This window comes from Levilactobacillus parabrevis, from assembly GCF_044051715.1.
GTDB classification, from domain to species: domain Bacteria; phylum Bacillota; class Bacilli; order Lactobacillales; family Lactobacillaceae; genus Levilactobacillus; species Levilactobacillus parabrevis.
In genome coordinates this window covers 287,889-307,382 of the sequence record NZ_CP168688.1, presented here as the reverse complement: position 1 = coordinate 307,382, position 19,494 = coordinate 287,889, and the positions used below count along the sequence as shown (strand labels likewise).

Genomic DNA, 19,494 nt, shown 5'->3' with positions numbered 1-19,494 from the left:
GGGGGCTAGATACTGGGCTTGGTTCGGCGAAAGTCCTTACTTTTCTAAGTCCAAGACGGCATTGAAGACTTCTTGAGGTAGCTCAATATCACTATGAGCCGCCTGCCGCTTATTCACGCTCTGACGACGTAACAGGGCTTGTTTCTTCGATGCACTCTTCTTGTCGCCACTGACCGCTGCATTCTTCCGTAATGGTGGTACGTCCACTCTGGCCAACGCCTTCCCCTCGACGACGGATTGGACCGGCATTGGGTAGAGTTTCCGGGGAATCACGAACTTTAGCTTGTGGACCAACTCCTGTGCCACGCGAGGTGCGTCCTCACGGTGAACCACGAAGGATAGCGCGTCCACCCGGGCGTAATTGACGTGAACTTCCAGCTTGACCACATCGGCAATATCGTAGCCGGCCAAGTCGGTCGTCAGCGTCGCGTAGCCGTGAGAAACCGACTTCAACGCATTGAAGAAGTCGTAGGCAATTTCGGCAAATGGCAACTCGTAGTTCAGAACGACCAAATCCCCCTGATTACTCATATCCTGTAACGTCCCCTTATGCTGGTCGGCCAATTTCATCACGGCGCCCAGGCTCTCATTGGTCGTAGTGATGGTCGCTGTCGCCAATGGTTCCTCGACGTAATCGACCTGCGAATAGTCGGGAAATTTAATCGGATTGTCCACGATGACCGGCTCATCCTGATTCTTCAAATGCACGTGATACGTGACGTTAGGCGCCGTTGTCAGGACATCCAACCCGTATTCATCATGTAGACGTTCGCGGATGATCTGCAGGTGAAAGATACCTAAGAAACCGCAACGGAAGCCCGCACCGAGGGCCTCGGAATTCTCGGCGTGATAGTGAAACGAGGTATCATTCAGCGCTAACTTTTCCACCGCCAACTGAAGATCGTGGTAGTGGTCCCCCTGGGGATAGAAGCCAGCAAAGACCATCGACTGGGCGGGCTGGTACCCTGGCAAAGCCGTGGCGGTTGGATTGGTGGCCGTCGTCAGCGTATCGCCAACGCGCAAGGCCTGGGGATCTTTCAGTCCCGTCACCACGTAACCAACATCCCCCACACCGAGCTGCTTAGTCGCTACCCGTTGTGGTGCAAAAATGCCGATTTCATTGGCGCTAACGGTCTGCTGGTTAGCCATCAACAGCAACTGGTCGTTCGCCTGCAAGGTGCCATCCAGCAGTCGCACATAGGCGATGATGCCCTTGAACGCATCGTACTGGGAATCAAAGACCAAAGCCTTGAGTGGTTGCTTAGCATCCCCCGTCGGTGCCGGAATCGTGGTGTGGATTGCCTCCAAAACATCGTGCACGTTGAGACCGGTCTTCGCCGAGATTTTCAACATGGTCGCATCCGCAAACTCTGGCGATAGCGCGCGGATCTGCTCGGCAGTGCGTGCGACATCGGCTGCGGCGGCATCAATCTTGTTGATCACGGGAATCACGACCAGGTGGTTGGCCTGCGCAAGCCGCAAGTTGGCCACGGTCTGGGCCTGGACCCCCTGCGTGGCATCGACCAGCAGAATCGCCCCGTCGCTAGCGGCCAGACTCTTCGATACTTCATAGGCAAAATCGACGTGGCCCGGGGTGTCGATAAAGTTATATTCATACTCCTGACCGTCATCGGCGTGGTAGTAGTTCCGCACCGTCCGCGATTTGACGGTGACCCCGTGGGCCTGCTCAACGGCTAGGTCATCGAGCAACTGGGCCTTACTGTCACGGTCGTTGACGGTCTGGGTCTGTTCCATAATACGATCGGCCAACGTGGATTTCCCGTGGTCGATGTGGGCAATGATGGCAAAATTTCTGATATGACTAGGATTCACGGGTGAATTCCTCCTTAAAGATTCCATCGAGGTAGAAGCCAAACGTCTGCTGGGCCTCCACTTCGAGGTTGATTTGAAATGCCGGAAAGTCGGCTGATAGTGTTGTTTGCTTAAAATGATCTAAACCAGAAAGGTTCATCAAACCACTGATGACGGCACTCTGAATCACAAAGAGGTGGGCCGCCACTTGGGCGTCAAGTCCCGGAAGCTTGGTGGCCAACACCTCCCCCAACTGGACGTTCACGGCGTACAGGTCGCGGCGACCTGCCACAGTCCGCGCGCGGTCGGCGTGCGCTTCTAGCACCGGTCCCCGTAAGGCATTCAGCCGCACGAGCGTCGCATGTTGGGTGATGAGCGTCTTGGTCTCGGCCAACAGATACGCCTTCACCTGGGCCGACGTCATCTGTGGTTCGGCTGCCAAACGAGTGGTCAATTGCCGAAAATAATCCCGATACCCCTCCAGCAAAAGCGTCATGAAGATACTTTCCTTGGTCTGGTAATAATTGAATAGCGTCCCCTTGGCAACGCCGGCCTGCCGGGCAATCATTGCCATTGAGATCTCGCTAAACGCGTGCGTCTGAAAGAGTTGCCAGGCTGCCGTGGCAATACGCCGAGCCCTGGCCGTCTTCTGTGTGGGCGTTAAGACATTGGCCATCTGAAACACCTCCGTTGAATTCTTCCAAAATTGACTGGTGGTCATTTTTAATATGCTAGCCTTTTTCTGAGAATTGTCAATTGATTCATCAAATTAATGTCTCGTCGACCAATCATTTAGAGTATAATAATATTATCGTTATAAAAACTTAACCTTCGCCTTATTCGCCGCTGACGCTTGTCAGGTTTTACAAGGGTTGAACGGTCCTTATAAAACCGCTGAAGGCGAATTAAGTGTCAGAAAGGAGGCGCAATATGACTGTCACGACTTACCGGGTCTGTCCAGACTGTGGCTTCCAGAATACCAATGAGGCGAACTTCTGCCTGCACTGCGGCCACGCCTTAACCGCAGCAAACAACTACATAATGACACCGCACGCAACTGATCTGGACTTCCCGCTATCCGCACTGAACCTCTCACCCACTGAAGCAGAGAAGGCCCGAAGCTTACGACTAACTTTAGCCACGGACATCCCTGCCGGCTACCACAGCGGCGGGATTATTTTTGCCGAGAGCGATGTCGCTATTTCTCAAGGGCCCCTCGAATCCTGGAAAAGCCTCGTTCAGAATCTGATTGCCCTGCTACTTGCTAAGGACTATGCGGGTGCCTACAACCTAAGTATCCATGAGAATTCACACCAGTTTTACCTGTACGGGGAAGCTCTAGTCTCCGTCAACTAATTTAAATTTGGAGGAAAAATTATGCATCTCGTAAAATACGCCGCCCCCGCCAATGACCAACCGGCCGGGAGTGCAACGAGCTTTTGTCCCAATTGTGGTCATCCCGTAGCCCCCGACGACACTTTCTGTCAAAACTGTGGCTATAACTTAGCGGACGCACAACCAACAGCTAACGCCGCGCAGTCAGCCACTCCCCCGGAGCCAAGCACAACGTCACCGCAATCCAAGATCGAACCCACCGCTGGGTCACGACAAGCATCCCAACCCCGCAAACCAATGAGTAAAAAGAACAAGCGGATCTGGTGGAGCCTGGGAATTCTGGTTGTGCTAATCATCGCCTTCTTCGTTTGGGGCAATCACTACTACTCACGTGATGCCACACTGGACCGTTCCATCGCCAACATCAAGTCCGGCAAGCACCTGACGTCGATCTTTACCAGTACAACGTCGAGCCTGAAGATGACAGACCACAACCTCAAGCCAATTTCCAAATACTACAGTCAAAATCCCAAGGATCTGGCCAGCTTAAAGCGCCAACTCCGCGCCACGAGCTACAGCTCCGATTCCCTATTTACATACGGCAACAGCGGTCATCGCCTGCTGTTCTTCCCGAAGTACCAGATTACCGTGAAGCCCGTCTACCCGACGGTCACCACGAATCACAAGGGGAACGTCATCAAGCTCGATGGCAAGAAGATTGCGACTGCCACCAGTGATATGTATACCAAGAAACTTGGCCCACTGGCACCCGGCAAATACCAATTACAAGCGAGCGGGACCGTCTCCGGTCACCACATCGTGAATAAGGGGAGTTACTACATTAGTGATGGCACCTCTTACGATCTGAGTCTGAAGACCATTTCCGTCACGTTTGACACCCTGCCATCGTCAACGGTCTACCTGAATGGCAATAAGCTAGGGACCGCCGACAGCAGTGGCATGTTGACCATGAAGAATGAACCTTGGTCCCCTGCAATGCAGATCTACGCAAAGTACAAGGCCGCTAACGGGACGATCAAGTCCAAGACAACGAAGCTCGCTGAAAGTGACGACGGTTACGACGTTAAGCTGACCTTCCCTGGCCTCATGAGTCAGGACGACGCCTCCAGCTTTATTGAAGGAATCTTCTCTGACATCGACGACCTTTCCAATTACGGCGACGATGACTCCGATGACGATGATGACGACGATACGGTCACAAGCGACGACGATTCCGATTTACCCGACTACTTTGAAAGCGGCACGAGCAACTCCGACTATCAAGACCTGGTCAAGATGGCCAAGGGGTACTACAAGGATGACGAAGTTGATTCCACGGACTTCGACACCACCGTCACCGGCGTTGAACCCGACGTTGATAAAGTCAGTCTGGTCACTTACACCGTTAAATATAGCTTCTATCACGATGATTCCAAGCACGTTCAGACCTTCCAATACACCGCAACCGTTAAGCCAGACGCCAACGATTCTGGTAGCTACAAGATTTCCAAGATTTCCGGTGCCAAGAAGATCAACGACTATACCAAAGATAATTAAAGGAGTTTCCATCTATGAATAACGCAACAAAATTCTGTCCCAACTGTGGTAACGAGGTTAAGGCCGACGCTAAGTTTTGCCCGAAATGTGGTCATAATCTGACGGCCGCTACCTCGGCTACCGGTGCCACCCAACAGAGTACCACCACTCAGGAAAGCCGCTCAGCAAAGACCACTGAATCCGTTCAACGGGCCAAGCGCTTCTCCGGCAACTTCTTCTCCTGGTGGTTGAAGACCGTGCGGCATCCCGCAACAATGGTGCCGGACACGCATAAATACTTTGGGGTTACGGCCTTTCTGCTTAATATTGTGGTGATTGTCTTGGCCTTTGTCGTCCTGGCCAACCGGGTTGCTTCCGCAGCAACTAAGGCCTTAAACAATATGACGGATGAACCCGTTCACTTCGGGGGTGTCATTTTCAAGCTCAGCCTTTTCCTGCTAGTCTTCCTGGCAGTTGGCGCAATCATTTACATCGCTGTCGGCTTCGGCTTCCGGAAGATTGCGGATACCGAAGGACGCTTCTCCATCTGGGACTACACCAACCGTTTGGCTAGCTTGACCAACTTGATTCTGGTCTTCTGCGTCATTATCTTCGTCTTCACGCTGTTCATGAGCCCAGACAGTCTTGAAAGCTACGGCCGCATGCTTGGCCTCTTCTCCCCGATCTTCCTGATCCTAAACGTGGGTTACCTCTTCAGCACCGTCGATGGCGTTGACCATCCCCGTTGGGACAAATTCTACACGGTTCTGCTGGCACTGATCGCAATTAGCATCGCGCTGTCAATTTACCTGTTAATCGTACGGAACTTCGTGGGCGGGTCCATCACCAACTACCTGGAAAACTTCACCAATGGCCTGACTGACAGCTTCAACAACAATAACTACTAAACTACCACTAGTGACTGTCGTCTCAGATGACGAACATCCACCAACTTTGGACTTTTAAATAGACAACTTAAGTATCCCTGAAAATCGCCGGCTTAAAATTAGCCGGCGATTTTTATTAAAATTAAGCAGAAAACCTGCGATTTTAATCGCGGGATGAACACCATAATTTAGTTTTAAAACATACGTTCTCCTGTAGAGCTAAACATGATATACTTAACCCAATCTACAGGGGAGGTATCCATTGGTTAAATTAGGGCGAACAATCAAGCTGAGACTCTATCCCGATACGAATCAAGCAGAACAATTGCTAGCGATGAGTCAAGAGTATCAACGATTAGCTAATATTGTCAGTCAATGGATCTTTGACCACGGCTTCCAGTTAAGTTGGTTAAAAATCAATCACCACCTGTACAAAATATTTAGACAAGAATCAGAACTCAATAGTCAGATGATTCAATCTGTTTTTCGTACAGTCTCAGCTCGCTATAAGACCGTTCGAGAACAAATGGAACAACATCCTTACCGCTACAAAAGCGAAGAAAACAAGTGGATTCAGGTTCCTAGAGACTTGACCTGGTTAGCGAAACCTATCCAATTTCGTCGACCACAAACAGATCTAGTCCGTCAGAGTAATTACTCCTTCGTAGATGGCATGCAGAAAATCTCGATGACCACTCTAGGTAGACGGACTAAGTTAGGCTTCACCGATAAAGGGTTCGAAAAGTATTTTACTGATGATTGGAAACTAGGCACTGCCAAGCTGGTTCACAACCAAGGTAAGTGGTTTTTGCACATTGGTATCACGAAGGAAGTTAGTGATTTCGATACTAAGGATAATCCTCAAATTGTAGGTATTGACCGCGGGTTACGCTTCCTAGCGACTGCCTTTGATAGTGAAGGAAAGGCATTATTTTTTGATGGTCAGAAGATCTTACGTAGGCGGAAGAAGTTCCTAGAAATCCGGCAACAACTACAAAGTAAAGGTACCAAGTCTGCCAAAAAGAAGCTGAAACGGCTAGCTCAACGAGAGAACCGCTGGATGACCGATGTGAATCATCGGCTATCTAAGACACTCATTGCACTATATGGCCCGCATACGCTCTTCGTTCTGGAAGACTTAACCAATGTGACGTTCAACATGAACGATTTGCCTAAACCTTTGCGTAATAGCCATCGTTCCTGGTCTTTCTTCCAGTTAGAATCTTTCCTAATGTATAAGGCTCAGGCTATTCAAAGCGCTGTTGTGAAAGTGAGTCCAGCATTTACCTCACAGAGATGCCCGAAGTGTGGCCTAGTTGAGAAGACTAATCGCCATCACGATACGCATGAGTATTGGTGCAAACAATGCCAGTATCGTTGTAACGACGATCGATTAGGAGCCATGAATATTCAAATGCTGGGACAAGATTGGTTGAGTGGTGTCAAGCAACCAAAGATTGAGAAGCTAACAACTGCTGGGTAAACCTGGCAGTTAAGCGGGTAGCCGTCAATTACCCGAAGATGTTGCCACTACGAGTAGGAGTGTCGAATAGGCATGTTGGACTACTGTGTCGTAAGACACGTGAGCGACAAGCCTCTGAATTCATTCAGGGGCAATCGACTTGCGCTACACTGTCAATATTTAAGTGGTATCCTAGAACTTAGGAATTTCTACTGAGGAGGCATCACCATGAGTTTAATTTTCATCAAACGGGCCACGCTTCGTGACTTACCAGCAATCATGGCAATTATTGACCACGCTAAGGCCCAATTAAAGGCCGCTGGGAGTCCGCAATGGCAGGATGGCTATCCGGATGCCGCGGCGCTAAAAAAGGACGTAGACGGTCAACAATGCTGGTTACTGGTGGTCGATGGCCAGGTGGCTGGAACGGCCACCATGATCATCGGCGACGAACCTAGCTACGTCAACATTGAGGACGGTCAATGGCAGAATAACCAGGATCCCTATGCGACTATCCACCGGATTGCGATTGGCGCTGGCTTTGGCGGACAACACCTGAGCCACTACTTCTTCTCCAATCTGATCAGTCAAGCCTATCACGAAGGCGTGCGCAATTTCCGTATGGACACGCACGCGCAGAATCAACAGATGCAGGCGATCGCCAGAAGTTTTGGCTACAAGCACCGCGGCACCATTTACGTGACAGAACAGACCAGCGACGCTTCTCGGTTAGCCTTCGAATTAAACTTGGATTAAACGCTAGAAGTTATCGTCTGCGGCTGCCAAGGGTTCTGCCGCTGTGGGGACCGCCTGCAGCCAAAAGACGGGCTTCCGGCTCGGTTTGAAACCTCGCCAAAATCCGGCGAGTTTCCAAACGCGTCCCACGCTGTAAGACCGGGGAAAAACAAATCCCCGGTCCAACACCGTCGTCACAGCTGGCGCCACCCTTGTCTTCCTCCGGCTAAGGCTTTTAAAGTTAAGTCATAATTTGACTTAGTTTTAATTATTACCCATATACAAAGAAATCGCAGGTCACTGTCGGGGCTACTCCTTGTCAAGTAGACAATTAAATAACTAAAGTCTTATGCGACTTCCTGAACGGCATGATTCCGGTATTCTTCCGGAGTCATGCCGTTCAGTGTTTCTTGCCGACGTTGCTGGTTATACCAGTCCATAAACTCAGCGACCATCATGATAGCCTCATCCTCTGATAACGGCCGCCGGAAAGTGAAAAAGTCGGTCTTCATATGGCTCCACAGACTTTCCATCGGGCTGTTATCTCCTGGTGTTCCGGGGCGCGACATGCTATGCGTAATCCCATTCTTAGCTAGGGCCAAGTTATATGTTCCAGAAGTATAGCTTGATCCTTGATCACTGTGTAATATTTGCGGCTTTTTCCCGCATGTGGCGGACAAAGCCGCTTCAAAGGTCTTTGTAACTAAGTTGGCTGTTTCAGTGGCTTCTACTCGCCATGCGATAACACTGTGGTCGTACAGATCTTTAATCGCACTCACGCGAAGTTTGCCGGTACCCTTAATTCCATATTTAATTTCGCTACAGTCAGTGACCCAGACCTCGTTAGAACGGTCTGGGTGGAACTTATGGGTCGCCTTATCAGTCAGTAATTTATTGTCAAACACAGCTTGCTTTTGTTCTGACCTTCGATCATGTTTTGCGACTCGAACTGAGGCGACAATCCGATAATCATGCATGATTCTTCGCATTTTATTGCTACTAACATGATACTCAGTCTCCATATTGACATATGTGACCAATCGGTTAACCCCAAAGATATAGTTATTATCTTCCTCTAGTTTGACAACGTATTCGACAATCATTTTATCTTCTTGTTCTCGGTGACTAGGTCTTCGTTTAAGCCACTTGTAATAGGCAGCTCGTGAAACACCTAGATACTGGCACATATAGCTTATCGACGCTTCTTGTGAGAGTGCCTGAATGGCACGATATTTTTGGATTGAACTGCATCCGTCCTCTCTATCTCGTCCAATTTTTTTAGTAATTTATTCTCTAACGCCAGATGCTCATTACGTGCCTCCAGCTGCTTGATCCGCAATTCTTGCTGTTCAGCTTCAGTTAGATTGGGTTTGTCAGCTTTTGACTTGCCGCGACGATCTTGCAATGCTTCGGCACCACCATCTTGAAATTTCTTGGTCCAGTTATATGCCTGATTGTAAGATATTTTGAACTTTTGGGTTGCCTTGTTGTAATCAAAATCGTTTTCGATGATCCATTGTGCGACTTCAATACGTTCGAGTTGGGTAGTCTTTCTGCCATTCATAGAAACTAACCTCCTAGTGGTTTTTGGTAATTTACCACTAGTATACAGGTTCACCCACTGATAGATAATACCAGCGTTAGGAATATTGAATTGCTTAGCTAATTTGCGGTAGGAGGTCTGTCCTTCAAGGTAAATATTGATTAGTTTAACCTTGAAGTCTCGGGTATATGCTTGATTGGTCGGCTGTCGTTTTAGACCTTCTAGACCATGTTTTCGATATCTTTCTACCCATTGTTCTACCTGAGTATGTCGAATGCCATATTCTCGTTGAATGGCGTGATAAGAGTTACCCTCGTCGAGAACCAATTTAACGTAAAAATATTTTTCCTCAACTGTATATCTAGACCCTCTTCGGCCCATAAGAAAAAACTCCTCTCTAGATAAACAAGCTTTAGTTATTTGCTTGTCTACCTAAAGAGGAGTATATCCGTCAGCCAACAAGCTGATAAGTCCTGCGATTTTTCATTATTTCGGTTAAACTCTAATATTTCGAAAATTATAACAAACACGCCGCCGCAATTCGTTGAGAATCCTCAGTTAGCCTTCGTGGCCGCCACCCGGATGGCATTGCTGGTCGTTCCCGTCGTAAAAAAGTCATGGAAATTAGCATAGCTGATGCGAATCATATCGACGAGGGCCGGTTCCGTGTAGGACCCAACGTGCGGCGTGACCAGTACCTTGGGATACGCCGCCATTAACTGACGTGCCTCTGCGTTGGGCACCTCATCTAGCGCGGCAAATTGCTTACCCAGCAGTGCCACCTCATCCCGAAAGACGTCCGTCCCGTAGCCGCTGAGCTGCCCGGTATCGAGAGCATTCAGGATTGCTGGCACATCTGCCAGTTCTCCCCGCGCGGTGTTGACGAGGACAGCTCCGGGCTTCATTTGCGCTAAAAATTCCGTATCAATCAAATTATCATTCTCACCCGGGAAATACGGCACGTGCACTGAGACGATGTCACTCTGCGCGAGTAGCTCCGAGAGCGGCACCACCGTCACAGTTGCCTGTGCGGTCGCGGATGGCCGTGGATCATACGCTAATACGCGGGCGCCCAGGCCCTGATACAACTTCGCCTCGGCCAGCCCAATCCGGCCAGCGCCGAGAATCCCGACCGTGGCGGTGTGAATTTCGCGACTAAACAGATTGGCACTAACTGTAAAATTAGCCCGCCGAGTCTGCTCCACGGCCAGATTGACGCGCCGGAACTGCGTCATTCCCAGTGTCAACGCCAATTCTGCCACGGCGGTCGGCGAATAGCCGGGTACCCGGGCCAGCGTGATGCCGAGGTCGGCAGCGGCCTGCAAGTCCAAGTGATTGTAGCCAACCGAGCGGGTGAAGACCGCCCGGATTCCCCAGTCGGCAAACTGCTGGAGATTCTGCCGGTCAACGACGCAATTGCCCCGAACCAGGACGGCATCGGCCCCCTTGGCAGCGGTCACGTTATCGTGGGTCAAGAGTTCCCGCACGTATTTACAGGTAAACTGATCCTGATTCAGGCGGTCAAAGTACGGCTCTTCCAGGGCTCGGACACCGTAAGCAGTAATTTTTACCAAGTCGAACACACTCCTTCTTCCTAAACTCTAGCAAAATTAAGCGGGAAAGTCGCCCGAACTGATGGAAAAAATTAAAATATTCCGTTCGACCACAGAAAGTGGTATTCTTGATTTTAAATTTGAAGTAACTATTGGAGGACGACTAATGAGTTTAGTTTATTTACGACACGCCACCAAGACGGACGTGCCAGCAATTATGGCAATTATTGACGACGCCAAGGCCCTATTGAAGGCGGATGGCAGTCCACAGTGGCAAGATGGCTATCCCGACGAGACCGCCATTCGCGAAGATATTATGGCGCAGCGTAGTTGGATATTGATGGTCGATGACCAGGTCGCTGGAACCGCAGCCCAGGTGGTGGGTGATGACCCTAATTACCACGAAATCAGCGGTGATGGTTGGGCGAACAACACGGACCCCTACGCCACGATTCACCGGATTGCGCTGAGCAAGGACTTCGCTGGCCAACATCTCAGCCACACCTTCTTCTCCAACCTGATCAGTCAGGCCTACCAGGAGGGAGTTCGCAATTTTCGGATTGACACCCACCGCATGAATCAGCGGATGCAAGCCATCACAACCAGTCTGGGCTACCAATTCCGCGGTATCGTCCACGTGGCCGAACCCGGCGACAATGCACGCCGAGCGTATGAATTGAATTTGCCACGGTAAAGCAGTAACATAATCACTTAGCGGACGACACCCGAAAAGTGGGGTCAAAATTCGCTAGAGTCCTGCATCATTATGACTGTAAATTAATTGAACGATGATGTATAATGGGCTCTATTGTTTAAGCCCATGTTTCAACAGAAAGGGGATTTTCTTTTAAAATGTATCGATTCTTCGTCCAACCGCAGATCAATGCGGTCACGCAAAAATTAGCGGGTTATGAACTGTTATTACGGTCATATTGCCATGACTACTGGGTAACGCCAACTGATTTCACTGCGCTACCAATGGACCAGCAGGTTTCACTGTCCTATCAAGAGATCACGAACATTTTAAAAGATCATCAAGATAACCCCGAGATTTCACTCAACTTAAATCGCGAACAATTTACAGATCGACGGACGATTGGCCACCTGATCCATCTAAAAAAGTCCGTTCAAAACCTCAAATTAATCGTCGAACTGACGGAAGCCCCTTCGTTGGAGGAACTTCACCGATACGTGGCCATCTATCAGGCCTACGATATCAAGCTGAGCCTAGACGACGTTGGTACGGACAATCCTTGGTGTGAAGCCATTCAGGACGTTTTGCCCTTCATGGACAGCATTAAATTTGCGATGCAGAACTTCCGGTTCCAGCACCGGCAAAAGGAAATGATGGCCAGCCTCAACTTCTGGCGCAACATTGCCGATACATACCACCTCGATTTTACCCTTGAAGGTATTGAGGACAAGGGCGATGTCGATTTAGCTAGACGCTACAATGTTGGCATGACTCAGGGCTATTACTACAGTAAGCCCGTGCCTTATGCGGCTGGGTAACATTTTAAACTGACACTACTAAATACGAGAGCCACCATTCAATCTGCCTTCGGGGAGACTGATGGTGGCTCTTTTTGGTTACTCATAGTCAGTCTAGAATGACTAGACCAATTTACTTCCCTAAAAATGTGATAACGGTGATAAATATTTTTATATTTCAGGGGCTTTCGTTAGATTCTTTCTATATATGGCCGCAAATCCCTGTCACCAAGCCTTTTAATTTCCCAGAATCTTTCTGTTGACATCTCCCCCACCAGCGACTATTATTAGAGCCAAGTTAGAAATACATGAACGCATCACCAGGAAGAGTAGTCGTTCCCGCTAAGTTTAGAGACCACCGGTAGCTGAAAAGGTGGCTTACAACGGAACCGCGAAGATGAGCCTGGTAGCTAACAATTGGTGAAAGCTGACTGTTCGATTTGAAGCCCGTTACCGCTTCCGACTTTTGGCAACAGAAGTTACGGAGATGGTGGGTGTGAGCCCTCCATGAAACAAGGTGGTACCGCGAGTGAAATCGTCCTTATGTAAATTACATAAGGACGATTTTATTTTTTAGGAGATGTTTTGGGATGAAGAAAAAGGGAACTATTTTAACCGTAGCCGCACTGAGCCTCTTAACGTTAGCAGGTTGTGGGAGCCAAGCCAGCAGTAGTAATTCCAGTCACAAATACGCCGCCAAACAGGAATTGAACTGGACCGAATCTTCCGAACTGGCCAGCTCCGACCTCGCACAGGCCACAGACACACTGAGTTTCACCGTTCTGCAAAACACGCAGGAAGGTCTCTACCGCCTCAACAGCAAGGGCACACCAGCCAACGCCCTCGCTACCAACACCAAAGTCACCAACGGCGGCAAGACTTACACCTTCAAGCTACGCAAGAACGCCAAGTGGTCCAACGGCGATCCCGTAACCGCCAAAGACTTCGTTTACTCCTGGCAACGGACGTTAGCGCCGAAGACCGCTTCACAAGATGCCTTCTACCTCTATCAGGTCAAGAACGCCGAGGCCGTCAACAAGGGCAAGAAGTCTCTGAGCGCCTTGGGCATCAAGGCTGATGGCAAATACAAGCTGACCGTGCAACTCACCAAGCCCGTCTCCTACTTCAAGAAACTCCTCGCTTGGCCACTCTTTTACCCGGTTAACCAAAATGCCGTTAACAAGTACGGTAAAAAGTACGGGACCAGTTCCGCCACAACGGTTTACAACGGCCCCTTCCGTTTGACCGATTGGAACGGAACCGGCAAGACCTGGACACTGGCCAAGAACAAAACTTACTGGGACAAGAAGGCCGTTCACCTGACCAAGATCAACGAGCAAGTCACCGAATCCACCACGACCAGCTACAACCTTTATAACGCCAAGAAGACCGACGAGACGCTGCTGAGTGGTCAACAAATCAAGAATAACAAGAACAGCAAGGACTTCGTCAAACGCCTCCCTACCGGTTCCCAACGACTCGATCTGAACCAAAAGAAGGTCGCTGCCTTCAAGAACGCCAACGTCCGTAAGGCCTTCTCCTTAGCCATCGATCGTAGCCAACTGGTCAACGATGTTTTGCAAGACGGCTCGGTTGCCTCTAAAGGATTTGTTCCCGGCGGCATGGGCAACAACCCCAAGACGGGTGAGGCCTTCAACAAGGAAGCCTACGTCAAGTCCGGCGTTTCCTACGACCTCAAACAGGCTAAGAGTCTACTAGCCAAGGGTCTGAAGCAGACCGGTGATAAGCAACTCAACGTCACCCTCTCCGTTTCCGATACCGACACCAACAAGCAGACCGCAGAATTCCTACAAAGTGCCTTGGAGAAGCTGCCAAACGTCAAGGTCACCATCAAGACGGTGCCTTACGTGCAATTGATCACTCAACAAAACAACGGGAACTACGAGTTAACGTTAGCTGGCTGGCAATCCGTCTTCGCTGACCCCATCAACTTCCTAGACGTCTTCGAATCCGACTCCAGCTACAACACGACCGGCTGGAAGAACACCGAATTCGATAAGCTCCTCGACGAAGCCGAAAACCAAGACGGGAACCAACCCGCAACCCGGTGGGCGAAGTTGGTTAAAGCTGAAAAGGTCCTGATCAACGACCAAGGCACGATTCCACTGTACCAAGCTGCTAAGTCCCAACTGTTACGGAGCAACGTTAAGAGCATCGTTTACAACGGTGCCGGGGTTCCTTACGACTTCAAGACGACTTACATTGCCAAGTAACTAGCGACTGCCAAACGAATTAGGTTGCTTCATAAAAAACATTATATATAGAAGAAACCAGGTTCCAACCCGCGTTTGAAGTGCGCGCGGTTGGAACCTGGTTTTCGTTTACGATTTGTTTAACCTGAAAAGTCATAAATCCAAGCATGACTCCGTAACGGCGTCCTGAAAGCATAAAAATTATCATGATCAATCCCAAGTTTCAGTGCCATATGCTTCTTATTTTTTAATACCTTAACCTTAACTGCCTTGCGACTAATTGTCCCCAAAGATTCGCTGTCCATTGTAATCCGTGAGTGCACCCGGTAAACGCCCTTGGACTTCTTAATATACGTCGTTGGAATAGCTATGGTTGTAAACCACTTCAATGACTTTAACGACTTTTTCTTAGTCGTGTATTCACGCACTGTAATCTTCTTATTGGTAATTGAAAGTTTCGCCACTGCATAGTAGCCACCCGGATCATCGTCCTTGCCAAGATACCCGTACCACGTGCCCTTCAAACTACTGGGCAACTTGACTGACTTACTTGCGGCCTGAGCTGAAGTTGTCGCGCCACCAGCCATGAACAAGCCGAGGCTCGCTAGCCCCAGGATTAATACCTTATAGAATTTTTTCATTTTCACTGTCTCCTCCGATTTTTTTAGCCCCACACATTTCAATAATGCTAGGCCTAAAAGTCATTTATGATGTTTTCTTATTCATCTGTTGGAATGTAGTCCTGAAAGTCCCAGCCCCAGGCATGGGCCCGCACCGGCTGGCGGAAGGCGTAGACGGCATCCGCCTCGCCCCAAAAGTTCAGTGCCTGCGTCCGTTTACCATTGACCTTGACCGTCGTCAATTGCAGTTCATTCAAGTCATCCATGAAGGCTTCCGAATTCAACTCGTAGTAGGCCCGATGATGCTTATCGGTCCGCTGTTTGTAGGTCACGAGAGACTTCTCACCCCACTGCCAGTCGAGCTGGCTGAGATTAGACTTGGTCGTCTGCAAGTAGTTATAATCCATCCGGTTACTAGTGAACCGCAGCTTGACGGCGTAATACGTTCTCACGTGGCCGTCCTTTTCCGAACAAACGTAACCGTACCAGTTGCCCCGATAACTTTTAGGGAGTTTGCTTTTGGCCTGAGCTGTCACGCTACCGGCAAAAATTGCCACGACCAAGCCAGCCAGTCCCAACATTAATTGTTGTGTCTTTTTCATAATAGATACCTACCTCCCCGTCTAGTCGTAAAGCTCTAATGAATCCTCGTAGCCAATGCCCCACGGGTGACTACGCAAGGGTTTCCGGAAGAGGTAGAGATTCTCGTAGCCTTCATTTAAAATCAACGCCTGCTTGCTGGAACCCGTTCCGGTGACCGTCCCCAACCGAATTTTAGCGACCGCATCGTCTTCCTCGACGGGCAAATAAATCTTGTAGATCTGGCGATTCTTCTTGTCCTTCTTAGCCTTGTACGTGGCCAACGCAGACGCACCCCAAGTCCACTTGAGATTCTCGAAGCGGGCATTCGTCGTTGTCAGATAATCAAACGAAATCCGCTTTGACTTGATCGTGATTTTACTGAAATCGTAATGGCGCACATGATGGATCTTTTCCGAACTTATGTAGCCGTACCACGTGCCCTGATACTGGCTTGGCAGTGCATCTGCTTGAGCCGACACCGTCAGTAGCGCCCCGCCCACCAAGATACCCACTAAGCCAAAGAGAAATCCTTTCCCATACATCGGCATCCCCTACTTTCCGAAATAATTGTTACCGCAACTAACTATCCTAAATATAGGTCAACCCGGTAAATTAAACAAGCTATTTTTGGTCTGAATGGCTAGATAAATTGCTGGTCTGACGTCACTTTTATCATTTGATTTATCCAAATTACATAATATGTCTCTTTCAATATAAAAAATGGGTGTCAACCGCGACTGCAGCTAACACCCAATTCTTTTTTAATCTACGTTAAAGGCTGACCATTCGTCCAACCTACCAACACTTTTAATTATCCGTATAGTCCCAGAAGTGCAACTTCACTCCAGTCAGTCCCAACACGGTATGACTGGTCAAGGCCGCCCCACCTAACAGGGTAGCCAACTGGATATTCGGAATCAACTTCACCGGAATATCGTAACCCGACAACCGCTTGAAGTAGTTGCGGACCTGAGGAATAGCACTGGGAATCTGGTGCAGGAGTGGCGAATTCAGGTAGAAGACATCGGGATCGAGCATCCCTACCACATTATTCAGAATACCAGCGATACCGTTCGCAAATTGCGACAGCACCGTGATCACCTCGGCATTGTGGTCGGCATATAGTTTAGAAATTTCATCTAACGACATGTCCGCCTTCCCCAGCAAGTCGCTGATCTGATGAATCACGGCGTACTCGGAGTAGACATCCTGATACGTCACCTGGCTGCGACTGTTATTGATGGAGAACGCCGGCATAACAATGTTGTGGCCGAGATTACCCACCCGACCTTGCGACCCCCGGTAGAGCTTGTTCTCTAAAATAAAGCCGGCCGCGATCCCCTGATGGATGCTCAGTGTCACCGTGTTCTCCAGGCCCAGCTCCTCCACAAAGTCGCGGGAGTAGATGGCGGAAAGGTTTGCCTCATTTTCCAACAAGATTGGCACCCCGTATTTCGCAAAGTAAGCCTTGAGGTCCAAGTCGCCGAGGTTTAGGAAGGACTCCTGAACCTGCGTGCCGTTAGTAATCCCGTGGATGGCAAAACAGATGCCCACTAAGCCACGTGTCGTTCCAGGAATCGCCGTGAAGTGGCCAATCAAGTCGTCCAAAGTGGCCGCCAAATCCGTGATTGCCGTAGTCGTGACCTGTTGGAACTGTAGCGTCTCGCCGTCCAAGTAGCAGGCCAACGCCCGAATCACCTGAGAGTCCAGCTCGACCGTCAACGTATAGCCGTAGCGCCGGTTGATCTCAATCAACGTGGGCTTCCGGCCACCATTTGAAGACGCCGACCCGGAGCCAATCTCAGAGACGACACCCTGATCCTGCATCTCACTACACAGCAGCGACACAGTGGCCTTATTCAGACCCAGGTCACGGGCAATCGCCGACCGCGACGTTGCGCGGTGATTGAAAATGTACTCAACAATTCTTTGATAGTTGTAATCATGTGAATTACTTCGACTCGCTGATTCCGCCACAACGTCCACTCCCGACTAATTTTTCACAAATTCACGTGTGTACCAAAAGTTTAACACACTCTGCTAAGAGCACTAAACGATTCTTTCTTTTCATTTTGTCGTGCGCTGCCCCACCCCAGTGAAGACCAATGCCAGCGGCGAAAAATGATCTAACCCCTATGTGAGATTAGACCATTTTTCACCAAGCTTACCGCGTCACATCGTACGTGAAGTCAGTAAACGTTGCCTTAGTACTGTTACGTTTGTACATATCAATGACGTCTAAGCCAATGAAGTTCCCAGTATAGCCACCGGACAGGAAGCTAACATCCATCGCACCCAGTGAGGTCTGCTTGACCCCATCGTTGACGATAAATTCGGCTTGCGATTCGTTGATCTGAATGCTGAAGTTATACGTCCCGTCGCCACTAACCGGAATCTTGGCAACCTGTTCAAACTCCCCAGCAATTGAGCGGTGGAGAATGACACATGGCTTGTCATTTTCATCCAGCGTGACCATCAGCAGCACGTAGTTGTCCAGGTCAAGGTACAACGTCATCCCCGCCATCTGCAGGTAGCTTTCTGGCTGGTATTGCATCTGCACAGCAGCCCGACAGTAGAAGTCCACTTGCCGCGTAGCAATCAGATGTTGGTCAAACGCCGACTGGGGCGATTGGCCACCGGCAAGTGTTAACCCGGACTTACTTGGCTGTAACCACGCCTTGTTCGGGAACTGTCGCAACGTGTTCCAGTACTCCGTGTTCAGGTGGTCACCCGTCAGGCTATCGCTAAAACTGTGACTCTGAATCGGCGTGCTGTCCACGCCAGCTGGTGCCGGCGCTTCCAGGCTAGGATGATTGCCACCGCTCGCCAACCGCAACCAACCATCATCGGTCCAAACGACCTTTTGAATGGCAGTTTCACGGCCCAGAACGGGGTCATCACCCTTGAGTGGCCGGGTGCACAGGTGCGCCATGTACCACTCGTGATTGGGTGTTTCGGTGATGCTGGCGTGCCCGGCACACTGCAATGGCAGGATGGGATCGTTAGCCGACGTCAACATTGGGTTCTGTGGATCGACCTCGTAAGGTCCCCAAACGTTGCGACTCCGCGCTACCGTTTCCTGGTGACCGGCTTCCGTCCCACCTTCGGCACACAACAGGTAGTAATACCCGTCGTGCTTGTAGATCTGGGGAGCCTCCGTCTTCCGGTCAGCCGTTCCTTTAAAGATCACCCGTGGCTTGCCTTGGAGTTCCAAGGTATCGGCATCGATCTTCTGGGCCACGATTCCCGCAGACTTGTTATGCGTCGACAGCCGGTAATCCCAAATTTCATTCAGGAAGTAGGCTTGCCCATCGTCATCGAAGAAAATCGACGGGTCGAAACCAGAACTGTTGATGTAAACGGGTTCGCTCCACGGCCCATGGATGTCATCGGCCGTGACAATGTAGTTGTCAGCGTCCTTGTACGGCACCTTGGTCGCATTAACGTTGGTGTAAACAATGTAGTATTTACCGTTGTGGTAACTGGCGAACGGCCCCCAGATGGAGCAGCCGGTCGGGTTTCCTTGCAGATTAATGTTGTTATCTGGTTGGAGCACCGACGTTTCGTAGGTCCAGTTGACCAAGTTATCCGAGGAATAGACCCGGATACCAGGCAACCACTCGAAGGTCGAGACCACAATGTAGTATTTATCTTTGACACGAAAGAGTACGGGATCGGGATTGAACCCGGTCAGGACAGGATTTTGAATATTTCTCATATGGCAA

The 19,494-nt window shown here is 49.8% G+C and carries 18 protein-coding genes; 8 read left to right on the top strand and 10 right to left on the bottom strand.

All coding sequences use genetic code 11. The features are described from left to right. Positions 1-36: 36 nt before the first annotated feature. Positions 37-1,833, bottom strand: coding sequence for a translation elongation factor 4 (gene lepA, locus ACEPSU_RS01530; RefSeq protein ID WP_395322378.1), 1,797 nt, complete (start codon positions 1,831-1,833; stop codon positions 37-39). Further along, positions 1,823-2,488: a TetR/AcrR family transcriptional regulator gene (locus ACEPSU_RS01525; protein WP_395322376.1), complete on the bottom strand. Its 666-nt coding sequence runs from the start codon at positions 2,486-2,488 to the stop codon at positions 1,823-1,825. Before ACEPSU_RS01525 ends, lepA begins: the two co-directional genes overlap by 11 nt. A gap of 254 nt (positions 2,489-2,742) precedes the next feature. Between ACEPSU_RS01525 and ACEPSU_RS01520 the strand changes: the two genes are divergently transcribed. From ACEPSU_RS01520 to ACEPSU_RS01500, 5 genes are all read left to right on the top strand, one after another. Beyond that, the gene (locus ACEPSU_RS01520) at positions 2,743-3,168 is read left to right on the top strand and encodes a zinc-ribbon domain-containing protein (protein ID WP_395322374.1); all 426 of its coding nucleotides are present in this window, start codon (positions 2,743-2,745) and stop codon (positions 3,166-3,168) included. 21 nt (positions 3,169-3,189) lie between these two features. Next, complete coding sequence (locus ACEPSU_RS01515; protein ID WP_395322372.1) at positions 3,190-4,704, top strand: zinc ribbon domain-containing protein; 1,515 nt, start codon at positions 3,190-3,192, stop codon at positions 4,702-4,704. A 14-nt stretch (positions 4,705-4,718) separates the two neighbouring features. Next, on the top strand, positions 4,719-5,591 hold the full coding sequence (locus ACEPSU_RS01510; protein ID WP_395322370.1) for a zinc-ribbon domain-containing protein: 873 nt from the start codon (positions 4,719-4,721) through the stop codon (positions 5,589-5,591). 241 nt (positions 5,592-5,832) lie between these two features. Further along, positions 5,833-7,053: an RNA-guided endonuclease TnpB family protein gene (locus ACEPSU_RS01505; RefSeq protein WP_395322369.1), complete on the top strand. Its 1,221-nt coding sequence runs from the start codon at positions 5,833-5,835 to the stop codon at positions 7,051-7,053. A gap of 207 nt (positions 7,054-7,260) precedes the next feature. Beyond that, entirely contained in the window at positions 7,261-7,788 is a 528-nt protein-coding gene (locus tag ACEPSU_RS01500) for a GNAT family N-acetyltransferase (RefSeq protein WP_020090452.1), read from the top strand. Positions 7,789-8,114: 326 nt separating this feature from the next. Here the strand turns inward: ACEPSU_RS01500 and ACEPSU_RS01495 are convergent, their stop codons facing one another. The 3 genes from ACEPSU_RS01495 to ACEPSU_RS01485 all read right to left on the bottom strand — a co-directional run bounded on the left by ACEPSU_RS01495 (position 8,115) and on the right by ACEPSU_RS01485 (position 10,884). Continuing rightward, complete coding sequence (locus tag ACEPSU_RS01495; RefSeq protein WP_234898053.1) at positions 8,115-8,954, bottom strand: IS3 family transposase; 840 nt, start codon at positions 8,952-8,954, stop codon at positions 8,115-8,117. 5 nt (positions 8,955-8,959) lie between these two features. Beyond that, entirely contained in the window at positions 8,960-9,691 is a 732-nt protein-coding gene (locus ACEPSU_RS01490; protein ID WP_395322366.1) for a helix-turn-helix domain-containing protein, read from the bottom strand. Positions 9,692-9,864: 173 nt separating this feature from the next. Then, positions 9,865-10,884 carry an NAD(P)-dependent oxidoreductase gene (locus tag ACEPSU_RS01485; RefSeq protein ID WP_395322364.1) on the bottom strand — a complete coding sequence of 340 codons (1,020 nt, stop codon included), beginning with the start codon at positions 10,882-10,884 and terminating at the stop codon, positions 9,865-9,867. A 145-nt stretch (positions 10,885-11,029) separates the two neighbouring features. Here ACEPSU_RS01485 and ACEPSU_RS01480 point away from each other — a divergent pair, with 145 nt between their 5' ends. From ACEPSU_RS01480 to ACEPSU_RS01470, 3 genes are all read left to right on the top strand, one after another. Continuing rightward, complete coding sequence (locus ACEPSU_RS01480) at positions 11,030-11,557, top strand: GNAT family N-acetyltransferase (protein WP_395322362.1); 528 nt, start codon at positions 11,030-11,032, stop codon at positions 11,555-11,557. 158 nt (positions 11,558-11,715) lie between these two features. Continuing rightward, positions 11,716-12,375 (top strand): EAL domain-containing protein, encoded by a 660-nt coding sequence (locus tag ACEPSU_RS01475; RefSeq protein WP_020090449.1) that lies wholly within the window; start codon positions 11,716-11,718, stop codon positions 12,373-12,375. Positions 12,376-12,944: 569 nt separating this feature from the next. Further along, entirely contained in the window at positions 12,945-14,588 is a 1,644-nt protein-coding gene (locus ACEPSU_RS01470; protein ID WP_395322360.1) for a peptide ABC transporter substrate-binding protein, read from the top strand. Between the two features lie 119 nt (positions 14,589-14,707). Here the strand turns inward: ACEPSU_RS01470 and ACEPSU_RS01465 are convergent, their stop codons facing one another. The 5 genes from ACEPSU_RS01465 to ACEPSU_RS01445 form a co-directional block, all read right to left on the bottom strand. Continuing rightward, a complete protein-coding gene (locus tag ACEPSU_RS01465; protein ID WP_395322358.1) occupies positions 14,708-15,208 on the bottom strand; it encodes a hypothetical protein in 501 nt (166 codons plus the stop codon). 77 nt (positions 15,209-15,285) lie between these two features. Continuing rightward, positions 15,286-15,789 carry a hypothetical protein gene (locus ACEPSU_RS01460; RefSeq protein ID WP_395322356.1) on the bottom strand — a complete coding sequence of 168 codons (504 nt, stop codon included), beginning with the start codon at positions 15,787-15,789 and terminating at the stop codon, positions 15,286-15,288. A gap of 21 nt (positions 15,790-15,810) precedes the next feature. Beyond that, positions 15,811-16,311 (bottom strand): hypothetical protein, encoded by a 501-nt coding sequence (locus ACEPSU_RS01455; RefSeq protein WP_395322354.1) that lies wholly within the window; start codon positions 16,309-16,311, stop codon positions 15,811-15,813. Between the two features lie 265 nt (positions 16,312-16,576). Further along, complete coding sequence (locus tag ACEPSU_RS01450; protein WP_395322352.1) at positions 16,577-17,746, bottom strand: ROK family protein; 1,170 nt, start codon at positions 17,744-17,746, stop codon at positions 16,577-16,579. 187 nt (positions 17,747-17,933) lie between these two features. Beyond that, positions 17,934-19,487 (bottom strand): glycoside hydrolase family 43 protein, encoded by a 1,554-nt coding sequence (locus tag ACEPSU_RS01445; RefSeq protein WP_395322350.1) that lies wholly within the window; start codon positions 19,485-19,487, stop codon positions 17,934-17,936. Positions 19,488-19,494: the final 7 nt, after the last annotated feature.

Coding starts and splice junctions, on each gene's coding strand:
- ACEPSU_RS01495 (WP_234898053.1), bottom strand. CDS start 8,954: ATGTGCCAGTATCTAGGTGTTTCACGAGCTGCCTATTACAAGTGGCTT.
- ACEPSU_RS01510 (WP_395322370.1), top strand. CDS start 4,719: ATGAATAACGCAACAAAATTCTGTCCCAACTGTGGTAACGAGGTTAAG.
- ACEPSU_RS01480 (WP_395322362.1), top strand. CDS start 11,030: ATGAGTTTAGTTTATTTACGACACGCCACCAAGACGGACGTGCCAGCA.
- ACEPSU_RS01515 (WP_395322372.1), top strand. CDS start 3,190: ATGCATCTCGTAAAATACGCCGCCCCCGCCAATGACCAACCGGCCGGG.
- ACEPSU_RS01475 (WP_020090449.1), top strand. CDS start 11,716: ATGTATCGATTCTTCGTCCAACCGCAGATCAATGCGGTCACGCAAAAA.
- ACEPSU_RS01520 (WP_395322374.1), top strand. CDS start 2,743: ATGACTGTCACGACTTACCGGGTCTGTCCAGACTGTGGCTTCCAGAAT.
- ACEPSU_RS01525 (WP_395322376.1), bottom strand. CDS start 2,488: ATGGCCAATGTCTTAACGCCCACACAGAAGACGGCCAGGGCTCGGCGT.
- ACEPSU_RS01465 (WP_395322358.1), bottom strand. CDS start 15,208: ATGAAAAAATTCTATAAGGTATTAATCCTGGGGCTAGCGAGCCTCGGC.
- ACEPSU_RS01445 (WP_395322350.1), bottom strand. CDS start 19,487: ATGAGAAATATTCAAAATCCTGTCCTGACCGGGTTCAATCCCGATCCC.
- ACEPSU_RS01500 (WP_020090452.1), top strand. CDS start 7,261: ATGAGTTTAATTTTCATCAAACGGGCCACGCTTCGTGACTTACCAGCA.
- ACEPSU_RS01455 (WP_395322354.1), bottom strand. CDS start 16,311: ATGTATGGGAAAGGATTTCTCTTTGGCTTAGTGGGTATCTTGGTGGGC.
- ACEPSU_RS01470 (WP_395322360.1), top strand. CDS start 12,945: ATGAAGAAAAAGGGAACTATTTTAACCGTAGCCGCACTGAGCCTCTTA.
- ACEPSU_RS01490 (WP_395322366.1), bottom strand. CDS start 9,691: ATGGGCCGAAGAGGGTCTAGATATACAGTTGAGGAAAAATATTTTTAC.
- ACEPSU_RS01460 (WP_395322356.1), bottom strand. CDS start 15,789: ATGAAAAAGACACAACAATTAATGTTGGGACTGGCTGGCTTGGTCGTG.